The sequence below is a fragment of the Micromonospora sp. NBC_01739 genome (genome assembly GCF_035920385.1).
Lineage (GTDB): Bacteria > Actinomycetota > Actinomycetes > Mycobacteriales > Micromonosporaceae > Micromonospora.
The window spans coordinates 255145-268045 of sequence record NZ_CP109151.1 but is presented as its reverse complement, the minus strand read 5'-3'; the positions used below and the strand labels follow the sequence as shown (position 1 = coordinate 268045).

Genomic DNA, 12901 nt, shown 5'->3' with positions numbered 1-12901 from the left:
CGGTCGGGGTTGTTTTCACGCACTAAGGGATGCCTCGTAGGGTCGTGGGATGGCGTTCGTGCGGCGGGTGCGGACGGCTTCGGGGGCTACGGCGGTGCAGATCGCCGAGTACGTGGCGGGTCGTCAGCGGATCGTGGCGCACGTCGGGTCGGCGCACACCGAGGTCGAGCTGGGGGTGCTGCTCGAGCGGGCTCGTGAGCTGTTGGCCGATCCCGCTCAGGGTGTGTTGTTCGCTGTGGAGGCTGCGCCGCGGGTCACGCCGCTGGCCAAGCCTGCCGAGGCGACACCCGGGTTGTTCGACGAACCGCGCCCGCGGGTAGGGGTTCGCGACGGCGCGGGCCGAATGGCGTCCACGGATTCCAGGGTGCTCTACGACGCCCTGGCCGGCGTTTACGCCGATCTGGGGTTCGGCGTGCTCGGCGACGCGGTGTTCGCCGATCTGGTGATCGCACGAGTGGTGGAACCCACCTCGCTGCTCGACGCGGGTCGGGTCCTGACCGACCTGGGGCGGCGTCCCGCCAGCTACGCGACGATGAAACGCACCCTGACCCGCGCCGGCCCGGACGGTGGTTACCGGGATCGGGTCGCCGCGGCGTGTGTCGCCCACCTCGTCGCCGGCGGGGACATCACCTTGTGCCTCTACGACGTCACCACCTTGTACTTCGAGGCGGAGAAGGAGGACGAGCTGCGCAAGGTCGGCTACTCCAAGGAACGGCGGGTCGATCCGCAGATCGTGGTCGGGCTGCTGGTCGACCGCGGCGGGTTCCCGATGGAGATCGGCTGTTTCGCCGGCAACCAGGCCGAGACCACCACGATCATCCCGATCATCACCGCGTTCCAGGCCCGCCACCGGGTGGCCGACATGGTTGTGGTCGCCGACGCCGGGATGCTCTCGGCGAGCAACCTACGCAAGCTCGACGAGGCCGGTCTGCGGTTCATCGTCGGCTCACGGGTGACCAAGGCCCCGATCGATCTGGCCAGCCACTTCCACTGGCACGGTGACGCGTTCACCGACGGGCAAATCATCGACACCATCACCCCCAAGACCGGCCAGCACAACGAAAACAATCAGGCCGTACGCGCCGAACCGCTCTGGAACCCGCACACCCACCCCGGCTCCTGGCGGGCGGTCTGGGCCTACTCCCACAAACGGGCCGTGCGCGACCGGCGCACCCTCGCCACGCAGGAGGAACGAGCCCGCGCCGTCGTCGACGGACAGAAGGCGACCCGGACTCCCCGGTTCGTCAAGACCAGCAACGGATCGCACACCCTCGACCAGGTTTCGCTGGAGCGCGCCCGCCGCCTGGTCGGCCTGAAGGGCTACGTCACCAACATCGCGGGCAACGTGATGCCCGCCAGCGAAGTCATCAGCTCCTACCACGACCTCTGGCAGGTCGAAGCGTCGTTCCGGATGAGCAAAACCGACCTGGCCGCCCGGCCCATGTTCCACCGCACCCACGACGCCATCGAGGCACACCTGACCATCGTGTTCGCCGCACTCGCAGTCTCCCGCGAGGTCCAGAACCGCACCGGCCTGTCCATCCGCAGCGTCATCCGTCAGCTACGGCCACTACGGTCCGCGACCATCGCGATCAACGGCACCAGCCACACCCTGCCACCGGCGATCCCCACCAACCAGCAAACCATCCTCGACGCCCTGAACCGGCCCGGCGTCACGCACTAACCGAATGAGCCAACTCGGGCCCGAGAGACGATCAAGGCCGCTCAGCGGGCGTCCGCCTTGTCACCCAACTTCCGTCGTCATGCCCGAGACCGGGAAGCGGTCACTAGGAGAGCCGCCCACCTTCTCCTTGATCATCCTTCAACAGATTATTGACGATTTTGAGCGGGCCGGATATGAACTCTCGTGACTGCGGATCCGCAACGCGCTGCAGAAACTCTCTGACTATTGCTGCAGCTTCGTCGTTTGCTTCACTCAATTCGTGTTCACGATCTCTGGGTTGCAACTCAAGCAACTTCGTGAAGGACCCATCACTTAAATAGTGAAGTCTATCCGGATATGCGCTCGCCCACCAAATCGCCCCCGCTCCCTGTTCCCGCACAAGACTCTTGACATGCCTGACCCGATCCAGCATCGCTAGAGAATCGATTGCTTGCGCTCGCCGGAGGCGCTGCACCCTAGCCGACCGAAAGCGAGCCAGCAATGAGCCCGCTAGACTTCCACCGCCAATCCATTCAACCCCGGCGCTATCAAGTGAGCGACGTTCCCCGAGTTGGGCATTCATGGCCGCTTGGGCAGGAATCCGGAATTCGAAAGGCCAGCTCGCTGAAACCTCCGCAGCGGAGGTCCACAAATTTTCCCTCACCTTGTCAGACGCAGAAGCTCCTACCTCTCTGCCTTCCAGCGCACGCCACCAGGCGAATAACGAGCAGCGGAACTGGATACCTGGCGCGACGCTGGGGAGGTATCCTCGCAGCGCCACCCTTGTCCAGTTCGAGCCACCGTCGGAGTTCGGGCGGACACGCCTTGCACGCCGCGATGCAAACATTCTCACGATCCGCCGCTCTGACCATTCAAAGAGCCTCGTCTGGCACTTCTCAGCTGACCACGTATCAACTCCTTCAACAAATGAGCACGGAGTGATTCGCCTTCATGTTGTCGGCCTTTATCTTGCCGCAGAACAGCCACTGCCAAGGTTTCATTTAAAGAGTCAGCAAGCACTGGACCGACAACCCTGGCAAAATCTACGGGTCGAACCTCTTCCTTCTCACAAATGTCGATGAATCGCCCGACATCTACTGCAAGTTCCGATCTAGTGGAAGGCAGACGGGCTGCCACTTCCCATCCCAGCGCAAAAAAGGAGAGGTCGTCCTCGGTTGCGTTCGGGCCAAGCCCAGACGAAACAGAAGCGGTAGAGCGGGTTGCAAGCGCGAGGAACGCCGGAGCTCCAATTTCAGGCTGCTCCGACAACCAACTCCGGAGAGTCTCCCGCACAGCTACCCTTGATATCTCATCCCCCGTTAGTTGGACGAGAGCGCTCTCGGCAGCAACTACTCCATTATCCCTAGTATCACGGGAGAGCGCCCGGAAGATCCGGTGCAAGGCCAAACTAGGCCGTTCGCGCCCGAACTTTCCACCGCACACCTCAGCAGCAAGTGCGGCAAGATCCTCGTTCTTGCTACCTACCCAGGCGAGCAGCCGGCTGCGCACCTTCGCACCGACCACGGGATCCAAAACCGTGAGTTCAAGAATCTCAAGCGCCAAGCGTCTACTACCAGGGTTATCTATAACTATCCTGTGCACTAGGCTCATAAACGCAGTGCTATTTGCCTGCAAAGCAGCCTGGACAGTGACATGGGCAATTCGCGCCACACGAGAAGGTGAGGCGCCATCGGCCAAGCCAACCAGCCACTTTTCAAGGTAAGGATGCGCCTGCGGCCATTCGTTCCATACGAAGCGGATCACCGCCTCGTCAAGCCCGGGGCGCCTTTCTGAGATCGAAAACCTGTTCTTAACTTGCACCGCTCCGAGGAGCTTCAGGTATCCGGTGCGGCCCGGGCCAGCCAAAGGAGACAGCTCAGCATCTTGGCTCTCCAAGATTGTCAAAAGCTCTTTCCGTGCTGACATAATTTCAGCCGGCAGCCCCGGATCCAGCACTGCTGCGGACACCATTGTCGCCCGATCGAAGACACTCTTGCCCTCGAACCAGCTTGAAAGGTGATTGGTCCAGCTACCGAACTTGTCGAGCACGTCACTCAACGCTTCGGCAAAGTCTCTCTGCCAGTTGCGGGCGATTTCCTCAGCTAGTTCAGCAGCCTCACCGAGGTGTTCCAGACTATTGACAAGGTCCTGAACCCCGTTATCGTCAAGCCAACTTTCATAGCCGGATAGCTGGAATTTCCACTGAAGGTGGCTTTCCAGTACTCGGCGAGCCGCCGGGGGTGTGAAAGAGCGGGTTACCTTACTCGTTACTGGTTTGCACGCGTCCCACACATCGGGGGTCGCCAGAACAACGAGGTAGACACCACCATACCGAGCTTCGTCAGAGTCTCGGACCAATTCCTGGCCGAACTCACGAGTCGGCTTCTCGTCGGTACTCCCGGTCAGGTCTAGCAGGTAGCATCGACCTGGCATCTTTGGTATCTGCCAGGCATCTAATTCTTGCCAACCCATCCTTATGTAATGCAATCCACGCGCAGGTTTGCTCTGACTACTCAGTCGCGCCTGGCAGTCGCTTAGCATCCTCACGCCAAGAGCGCGCTTGCCCTTACCGGGAGGAGCCTCAATTACCAGCAAGCCGTGGCGCCACAGCGCATCAAGAAGGTCATCGTACTCTGAGGGGAGTATGAAGTAGTTGGATCTCGCCTCTTTAACAACCTCGTCACTAACCTGCTTGGTTCTTAACTGGGCGCCTATCGAAATTACTGTGTCTCTCGCCGAGACGATTGCCGCACCGCCTGGAGAAACCTCTTGACTGATAGACGGCCCAAGAGTTTCCAAGAAATCCCAAGCCTCAGTGGCATCGCTACGGGGAGATTCTAAATTCATTTCACCTGCTGATTCGCGTATCGCGGCCCGAGTAAATCGCCACTCCTCCGTTGTCAATCTTTTGACTTACGCCGAGGTTTGTTACTCCTCCCGCAGACACCAACTCTTCTTGGAGGGCGGCAACGAGAGAAGCGAGTTCTGCAGCCGAGTCTGGGTTCTGCTCAAGCAGATCCTCGAAGCGAGTCGCCCAACTAGCAGCGAACTTTCCCTGCAGAGACGGCCTATCGCCGTGGTCCGCAGACTCCAGAGCCTGACGGTCACGGTCAAGCCGAGATTCGTGGGATGCTGCATCGCCATTATTGGCCAGATAGGCGCCGAACTTTCTGCGAGCTGACACCCAAAGGTCTGTGGCCATACTGTTCGCAAGGACTGTCCCGGCACTCAGACACAAAGCAACCATCTCAGGGGGCAGTTCCACGAGTCCTCCGATAACCAAGCGGGTGTCCTGGCAGCATAGGCTCTGCAATAGCACTGCACTACCCTTTGTCAACTCAACGTCACTTACCCTTGGCGGTTGTGGCGACGCACACAGCATGATACGAGCGATAGAGTGCGCTGCCGAATTGCTCTGTTAGGGATCAAGGCACCGCGCTTCGCGCGGTGCGGGGCGGTAAGCCCGGCCGGCGGCAAGCCGCCCGGCCGCCTACGGCGCCGGGGCGGGAAGCCACCGACAGCCGCCGGGACACCGCCCCCACCGCACCAGGGAAACCAGCCCCAGCGAGGCCGTGACGGAAGCCGGCGGGTCGGCCTGGTCGAGTGGTCGGGGCTTCCGGCTGCCGCGCCAGTCCAACCCCGGGACTGGCTTGCCACCGGGTCACCGGGTCGCGGCACCAGTTCCACCGCCAGGACGTACCCAGCCCTCCCCCGCAACCGCCGGCCCCCACTCCGGAACCTTCGAGCGCCGACCCCGGAAAGGCCCCACGACGGCGCAGCCAGCCCGGCCCGAGGCATGGTCAACTAAGCCCGTGCTCAGGGCGTCTCCAGGGCGTCAGGGCGTCGTCAGGGCGTCAAACGCCGGCCAAAGTTGACCAAGGACGACCATCGGCACCCGGACATAGGACCAGCTCAGAGCCTTGATCGGGGGCCCTGAGCTGGTGGGCGACGGACGAGTCGACCTGTACGCCGGATTATGAAGGCGAGACATCCGCTGACCTGGGGTAGGACCCGGCGACGGTCGCTGTGGGCCGTCGCCGGGCCGTCAAAGATCCGTGCGTCCATCCCTACCGGGAGTTGCCTGCTTCAGGTCCTCGATGGTGTATGAGAAATGCCGCCCCTCAGTCTCAGCCCTACGCCTCGCCTGCTCCAAAAGCACTTCTACCCGCCTTACAGCCTGTGGGTTGCCGCGCCTCGCGGCTTCGATCACACGATTATTTTCAACCCAGCGGACGTAAATGTCGCGCATGAGCTTCGTCTTGTGCGTCGGGCTGCAATGATTCGCTTCAGACCCAAAAATAGTGTCAGTGTGCATTTGCCACCAACTATCGGCAGGAATGCCTTCATTAATGTAGGCAATCGCCTCTGCCCTGGTTTCACAGGGATCCATAATATCGTGACACTGTCGACACAGGGGAACCAAGTTCTCCGGCTGGTTCGATCCACCAAGAGCCAGATCCTGCAAGTGCGCTCGGTCAAGCCAACCTTGGGCGGAATTCCAAACTGCGGCAAGAGTCGTCTGACCATCGTCCACCGGAGCCAGCCAGCCACACCTGAAGCAGAAGGGCTCTCCCCAGCCGATGTATGACGCCTTGAGATTGGGGAATACCTTCTCGTAGCCAACCCTCCAGTATTGGACGATGCCGTAGAGAGTTGGCGTACCGCGACGGTTGCTGGCCATAGACGCAATCCTTCCGAGACTCAAGCAGCCCGCACGGTAACGCCAACCCCTGACACTTTAAGCACACATAACATGAATGGTATTCGTGTTGCCCGGTCAACTCTCGGAGCTACCGTCCAAGCAAGTCATCGATGGCCCGGCGGGTGCGTTCCTCGCTGGCGGGCATCAGGTGCGTGTAGACGCGGAGGGTGAAGCCGGGGTCGGCGTGGCCGAGGTATGAGGCGAGGGCCTTGATGCTCTCCCCCGCGTCGAGCAGCGACGAGGCGTAGAAGTGGCGGAGCGCGTGCATTCCGGTGGCCCGGGTCGGCGTAATGCCGGCCGCCACGACAGCGGGCCGCCAGCTCTTGTTGTCGAAGGTGCGTCGGTTGATCGCGCCGCGCCGGGTGGTGGTGAACAGCAGCGGCACCGTGACCCGCTCGTCGGTGGCCGGGTCCTCCCACGGCAGGGTGAGCGCCACCGGGGCGAAGTCGTCGACGTGCTGCTTCAGCACCTGGGCGACGGAGTCGGGCAGCGGTATCCGGCGGTCCCGGTCGTTCTTGGGCAGCCCGAAGACCAGCCGGGAACGGACGAGCTTGACCTGACGGCAGACGTGCACCCAGCCCGTGTCGAAGTCGATGTCGTCGACCCCGAGGCCGAGAATCTCCCCCTGCCGCAGACCGCAGCCAGCGCCCAGGTCGACCATGGGGCGGTACCGCTGGGCGAGGCCACCGCGAATTGCCGAAACCTGGTCGTACCGCCACGGCACTACCCGACGTTGCACCGGTCGCGGCGGCTTGACCGACTTTGCCGAACACGGATTCTTCGCGATCCGTTCGTCATCGACGGCCGCGCCGAGGATGGTCCGCAGGTGCGCGAAGACCACGGCCCGGGTCGCCGGAGCGAGCTTGCCGACCAGGTTGGCGTCCCACTCCCGGATGTGGCCCGGCTTGATCTCGGCCAGTTGCCGAGAGCCGAAGAACGGCACCAGGTGCTTGCGTACCCGAAACTCTGTGCTCTCCCGGGTCGACTCGTCGAAGGAGCGTGTCCGGAGCCAGTCCTCCGCGTACTCCGCGAAGGTGATTCGGCCGGCTTTCGGGTCGACGTAGGAGCCCCGGAGCTTGTCCGTCTCCGTCGAGACGAGGAACGCCTCAGCGTCGCGCTTGGCCCGGTCCGGGAAGGACTGGCTGCGTTCCCGGCCGTCCGGGCCGATGTAGCGGACCCGGTAGCGCAGGCCCTTACCGAACCGTTCGGACTTCACCCGCTCCTTGCGGCCGGTGGGATGGTGGATGACGTTGTACCAGCGATCCTCGACGTGTCCCATCAGGCCGCCGCCTGCTCACGTACCCAGGACCGGACCGCTTCCGGCTCGTACCGCAGGTGACGGCCGACCCGAGCGGCTGGCGGACCGTACTTGACCTTGCGCCAGCGGTACAGCGTTTCGGTCGGTACCCGCAGGTACGCCGCCACGTCCCGGATCGTCCAGAGCCCATCGTTCGTCATCGTCACTGTCCCTCCCCCGCCTTGCCGTCCGTTTTTGTTGGTGCGGTGTCGGGAAGCTGGGCGGCGCGGTCCTTGGCGGCAAGGAGTTCGGAGCGCCAGCGGGCACGTTCGCCGATCGCCCGCAGTAGCCGGTGTGCCATGGGGCCGACGTCGGGGTCGTCGGGGCGGGCGAGTTCCCAGGCGTGGCGGGCCGGTTCGACGGTGGCTCCCTGGTCGTCGACGCCCTCCAGGCCGACGGTGACGCCGAGCAGTGCGCGCACCCAGGCCCGTACGTCGTGCTTGTGGTCGCTCAGCGTCTTGCCGGACCAGTCGCGGGAGATGAGGATTCGCCGGCCGCCGATGCCGAGGGTGTCCCGCTGGTGAACTTTGCCCTTGCAGCGCCCCGGCTTGAGTTTGGCGTGTGCTCGCTTGGGTTGGATGCCGTAGAGCAGCCAGTTCGCGCAGCGATCGGTGCACGGGGTGATCTGGAGTTCCTGCCAGAGCCGGTCGAGGTGTTTGCGTTGCCGGTCGGTGGTCGCCTTGTGGACGTCACCGGTGTGCTTCGTGATGTATTTCGTGACGTAGCGGATGGTCCGTTCGGCGTCTTCGGTGCCGGGCATGACGCCGCGTGCGTCGACCTGGGAGCCGAAGCGCACGACGTGCACCGGTTCGGCGTCCGGGTTGTCGTCGATGGCGTCAAGGGCTTCCGACCAGGTGGTCAGCGGCGCGCGGCTGTCCGGGTCTACCCACGCGGAAGCCTGCTCGTCCCAGACCGGGAGCCGGTCGAGGGTGTACCGCTGCACAGCCACCGCCGGCCACCACACCTGGTGATAGGTGGCCGCCGCCACGGTGCGCAGCACGTCACGCGGGATCGTGCCCCGGATGGCGAAGTGCGCGTGAGGAGCGAGACGGCGTTGGGGCTCGACGCAGCCGGCGTACTGGACGTTCCATCCCTCGCAACGGCGCAAGTTCTGCCAGAACCGGTCGAGCAGCCGGGGAAAGTGCACGGCGTCCCAGGCCGCTCGGCGGTAGTCATACCGGTCGGGGTTGAGTGGGGTGCCGTCGGGGCGGACCGGGCCGTACGAGTCGAGGGTGAGCGTGAGCCACATCGACGGGCGGTAGGTCGACCCGTCGGGGGCGGTGTACGTCTTGCCGACGGTGCGCCGCTCGACCTTGCGCCGAGGTAGATCCGGGGCGTCCTGTCGACGGCGGGTGGAGCGCTTGCGGCGCGGGCCGTTGTCGTCGTCGGCCTGGTCCTCGTCGCCGGTCGCGTGTGGCGGGGCGACGCGGCCCCGGAGTCCTTCGGCGGTGATGGCTTCTTCGACTTCGCGGATTGCCTCGTCGAGGTCGTCGACCTGGTCCCACTGGCTTGCTCGGGATGCCTCGTCACGGGAGAACTCCAGGTGACCGCGCAGCAGGATCAGCGCCTTCTGTTCCTCGGTTGCCGGGTCCGGTGGCGGTAGCGGTTCGTCGTCGCGGTGCCAGCCTTCCCGGATCTGTGCCTGCCGCAGCCGCCGGTTCTTCTTCGCGCAGGGCGCGCACTTGTCTTCGCGGGTTGCGCCGCAGGGCAGGTCGATGACTTCGGTCAGGCCGGTGTTCAGGTCGGTGCGGCGCATGGCAAGCGGGCGGACGCAGACGCCGTATTCGGCGGCGATCTCTTTGAGGACGTCGACGGAGCGGGGTAGTGCCATGCGGGCCGCCCGCGACCCCGGCCGAGGTGGTGCAGCCGGGGTCGGGGCGGGTTCGAGGCCGGGCAGGGTGGCAGCGGTCATCGGATGATCCCGACGACGTGCGGCCGGTTGGGCTGGACGACCCGGGGAGGCAGCGCCGCCGGGACGACAGCCGCCGGTTCAGCCGGGCGGACCGGTTCGACGGCGGTGGCCGGGTCAGGTTCGTCGTACCGGTGAGCGGTCGGCGGGTCCGGCTCGACGGTCGGTGGAGTGACCGGGTTGTTGGACAGGACGACCTTGACCAGGGCGAGGAACGCCAGCGACGGCACTGCTGCCACGATCCAGCCCCACACCGACGGTTCGGCACCCGCGACCTGGGCGGCGAGGGAGAGCAGCGCGAACGCCACCAGGAGCGAGCCGACCAGGCCGACAGGGCGACCGGCACGACGGCGAGCGCGAATCTCCAGGCCGAGGTAAATCGCCATCAGCTCGACCGCCACGGCATTGGCCCAGCCGATCCAGTGCGGCTGGCCGTGGGCGACGGACAGGTCGTGGACGTGGGTGAAGGCGGCAGCGCCGGCCATGGTGCCGATGGCGAGCAGGATCACCAGGCGTACCGCGGATTCGGTGCGTGCGGTCATCGCCATTCCTCCAACGGCTTTTCGCGGATGGTCAGGTCGATGCGGATGCGCCGGCCGTTCATGTCGTGGCGGCGGTTGACCATGTGCGCCAGGCCGTGCAGTGCGGCGGCGGTCTGGTGGGCGGGGCCGACGAGCCGGATGCGCAGCGGACGCCGGAGCCGGTTGATGATGCGGGCGAGGGTGTTCACGGCGGTTACCTCCGGGCCGGTCGGATGTCGGTGCGGATGTAGTCGGGCGGGGTGCCGAGGGACGCGACCGCTTCGGAGAGGCAGCGCCACAACGCCCACGCCTCATCAGGGGTCAGGGACATCCGTCGCCGTCCCGCGCCCACTGCGAGATAGACCGGGTACGGGTCGGGCCGGTCCGGGTCGACGCGCACGGACACGGCGGTGACCGGTTCGGGGGTACGCAGTCGATAGAAGCGGCGACCGGGCGCGGTCATCGACCCTCACCCCCGCTGTCCCGGTCAAGCAGACTGCGCAGCGATTCGGGTAGCAGCGGCCCGGACGGCGTGCGCGGCAACGGAGGCCGGGCCGGTTCGGGGGCGGTTTCCCGCCGGACCTGGGCGAGGATGTCCGCCGCGTGAGCGGGTGCCGGGTACTGCCGGGCCATGTCGCGGATGTCGTCGTCGGAGACGTACGAGAACCGGACCCGCATCGGGTCGGGGGTGCCGTCGAGGATCACGTACCCGACGCCCTTGGCCCACCTGGGCATCTGGTCGGCAAGCGCACCCCGGCTGCGGGCACCGTCACCAAGGATCATGTCGACCTGTGACGCCTCGGTGAGGCCGAGCGCGATGCGGGTCGGGAACAGGTCCCGAAACGGCAGCACGTCCTTACGCGGATCCTGCAACGCCGCCACCACCAGGACACCGACGCCGGCCCCTTGCGACAGCAGCAGCCCCAGCGACGAGGCGATGCGCTTACGCAGCTCGACATCTTGCAGGTACGCGGTCAGCGCCGCCATCTCGTCGACGACGACCACGACCAGGGGGTCAGCCTCCGTCGGCGTGTGCACCCGCACCATGCCCGCAAGCCGGGTCTGCCGCTCCCGCAGCACCGTGACCGCCTCGTCGAGAAGGTCGGCCATGGCCTCGAACGACTTGCAGGCGAACCGGGCGAACATCGGACGGCCAAGCGCGAACTCCATCCCGCCCTTGGGATCGATCACCCAGAGCCGCACGAGGCCGGAGGCGATCCCACCGCCGAGCACCCGCACCAGCGACCACAACACCGACCCCTTACCGGAACGGGTCGCCCCACCGACGAGGACATGCGTGGCAAGCAGGTGCAGCGACCAGGGGCGCAGGTCTTCCCGCCGGGCCAGGGGCAGCGCGGTGAAGTCCGGCACCGTAGGCACCGGGAATGGTGGGACCACCGTGCGCAGCGCGTCGGTACGCACCACGGCCAGGTAGACGAGCGTCGGCCGATCCCGGTACCGCACCCGGTCGACCAGCCGCAGCAGCCAGGCCGTGTGGCCGGTGCGGGTCGGCGGGTCGCCGGGGCGTTCCGAGTAGACCCGGACGTGTCGCCGGCCGAACGCGTACGCCAGGTTGGCGCTGACCGCCTGGAACTGCTCCGGCGTCTGCCCCCGGACCATGCGGACGGTCAACACGTCGAGCGCCTGATCCGAGCGCACCCGCAGCAGTTGCGGCAGGACCGGCCGATGGTCGTACGTGTCAGCGAGCCCGCACAGCGTCATGGCCTCCCGCCACACCCGCCGGTAGACGAACACCCGCCGCACCGAGCCGAGCAGCGGACCGGCCAGCCAGGTCCACCAGGACGACTCGTCCCGCCACCGCCACACAGCCGAGGCCGCCGACCCGAGCACCAGCGGCACCACCAGCCCGGACCAGCCGAACTCGACGTACAGCCACAACGCCAGCACCGCCGACCCGGTGGCCACCGGATGCCGCAGACACCACCACACCGCCCGGCCCGACCAGCGCAGCACCAGCCCAAGCAGCACCACCCAGAGCGGCAACTCGAACCGCTTCGGCCGGAACACCACCAGATCCCCGGCCGAGGTCATCACCACTTCACCGCGAGGCCGCCCGATCACCAGGCACCCCGCAACGACCGACACACGCCACACCCGGGCCAGCCACGGCCAGCCCGACGCCTACCCTTGGACACGTCACGACCTCTCTCGACAGAGCAGGGGAAGAGACACCAGGGGCGGGGCTGCCGTCCGCCAAGACCAGACAGCCCCGCCCCCACCAGATACGGCTACGCCGCCGCCTTCTTGCCGCCGACCACCGGAGCCCGCAGCCCGGTCGCCCGCAGCGAATACGCCATCCGACCGTTGTTCGCCACGTACGGCGTCACCGTCATCCCGTCGAACTCCACCGCCTCGAACGGCGCACCCGTCGGCGGCACCGGCTGGTAGTCAGCCGAGATCTTCACCGTCGTCTCGCGGGACCGCTTGCCCAGCTCAGGGTCAAGGTCCATTACCCGGACCTGCCACACGCGCTGACCGGTCACCTTGTCCTTGGCCGGGGACCGCCGGCCGGTCTTCTCGTCGTAGTCCTCGACCTCACCCAGCGACTCGGGCACCAACGCGCACCCCGCCGGGAACACGTCCTCGAATCGCACGGCGAACCTCGTACCGCCACGCAGAGCCATCGCTCACCCTCCAGGTTGTTAACTTGTCTGCCAAGCTGCGGTCCAAGGTAGACGGCACTTGGCAGACAAGTCAACAAGCATTCGCAGAGCTACTCGAAGCAGGTGGGGCGTTCGCGATTGATGCGGTTGACAAGTCGCGCGGTCGGGTAGTGCGAGTTTGCATT

Annotated in this window: 12 protein-coding genes; 1 reads left to right on the top strand and 11 read right to left on the bottom strand. The window is 65.6% G+C overall.

Features of this window, described 5'->3' with window-relative positions; translation table 11 throughout:
* The first annotated feature begins 49 nt into the window (after window positions 1-49).
* Window positions 50-1684 (top strand): IS1634 family transposase, encoded by a 1635-nt coding sequence (locus OIE53_RS01225; RefSeq protein WP_327024690.1) that lies wholly within the window; start codon window positions 50-52, stop codon window positions 1682-1684.
* A 103-nt stretch (window positions 1685-1787) separates the two neighbouring features.
* Here the strand turns inward: OIE53_RS01225 and OIE53_RS01220 are convergent, their stop codons facing one another.
* From OIE53_RS01220 to OIE53_RS01170, 11 genes are all read right to left on the bottom strand, one after another.
* On the bottom strand, window positions 1788-2096 hold the full coding sequence (locus OIE53_RS01220; RefSeq protein ID WP_327024689.1) for a hypothetical protein: 309 nt from the start codon (window positions 2094-2096) through the stop codon (window positions 1788-1790).
* Window positions 2097-2512: 416 nt separating this feature from the next.
* Window positions 2513-4510 (bottom strand): hypothetical protein, encoded by a 1998-nt coding sequence (locus OIE53_RS01215; protein WP_327024688.1) that lies wholly within the window; start codon window positions 4508-4510, stop codon window positions 2513-2515.
* A gap of 1198 nt (window positions 4511-5708) precedes the next feature.
* Complete coding sequence (locus OIE53_RS01210; protein WP_327024687.1) at window positions 5709-6344, bottom strand: HNH endonuclease; 636 nt, start codon at window positions 6342-6344, stop codon at window positions 5709-5711.
* Between the two features lie 109 nt (window positions 6345-6453).
* On the bottom strand, window positions 6454-7644 hold the full coding sequence (locus OIE53_RS01205) for a tyrosine-type recombinase/integrase (protein WP_327024686.1): 1191 nt from the start codon (window positions 7642-7644) through the stop codon (window positions 6454-6456).
* The gene (locus OIE53_RS01200) at window positions 7644-7823 is read right to left on the bottom strand and encodes a helix-turn-helix transcriptional regulator (RefSeq protein ID WP_155221921.1); all 180 of its coding nucleotides are present in this window, start codon (window positions 7821-7823) and stop codon (window positions 7644-7646) included. The genes OIE53_RS01205 and OIE53_RS01200 overlap by 1 nt, the downstream gene beginning before the upstream one ends.
* 2 nt (window positions 7824-7825) lie before the next feature.
* Entirely contained in the window at window positions 7826-9574 is a 1749-nt protein-coding gene (locus OIE53_RS01195) for a replication initiator (protein WP_327024684.1), read from the bottom strand.
* Window positions 9571-10113: a DUF2637 domain-containing protein gene (locus tag OIE53_RS01190; protein ID WP_327024683.1), complete on the bottom strand. Its 543-nt coding sequence runs from the start codon at window positions 10111-10113 to the stop codon at window positions 9571-9573. Before OIE53_RS01190 ends, OIE53_RS01195 begins: the two co-directional genes overlap by 4 nt.
* On the bottom strand, window positions 10110-10301 hold the full coding sequence (locus OIE53_RS01185) for a hypothetical protein (RefSeq protein ID WP_327024682.1): 192 nt from the start codon (window positions 10299-10301) through the stop codon (window positions 10110-10112). Before OIE53_RS01185 ends, OIE53_RS01190 begins: the two co-directional genes overlap by 4 nt.
* 5 nt (window positions 10302-10306) lie before the next feature.
* A complete protein-coding gene (locus OIE53_RS01180) occupies window positions 10307-10555 on the bottom strand; it encodes a hypothetical protein (RefSeq protein ID WP_327024681.1) in 249 nt (82 codons plus the stop codon).
* Window positions 10552-12144, bottom strand: a complete 1593-nt coding sequence (locus tag OIE53_RS01175; RefSeq protein WP_327024680.1) for a cell division protein FtsK — start codon at window positions 12142-12144, stop codon at window positions 10552-10554. The genes OIE53_RS01180 and OIE53_RS01175 overlap by 4 nt, the downstream gene beginning before the upstream one ends.
* 197 nt (window positions 12145-12341) lie before the next feature.
* Window positions 12342-12737 carry a transcriptional regulator gene (locus OIE53_RS01170; RefSeq protein WP_131052056.1) on the bottom strand — a complete coding sequence of 132 codons (396 nt, stop codon included), beginning with the start codon at window positions 12735-12737 and terminating at the stop codon, window positions 12342-12344.
* Window positions 12738-12901: the final 164 nt, after the last annotated feature.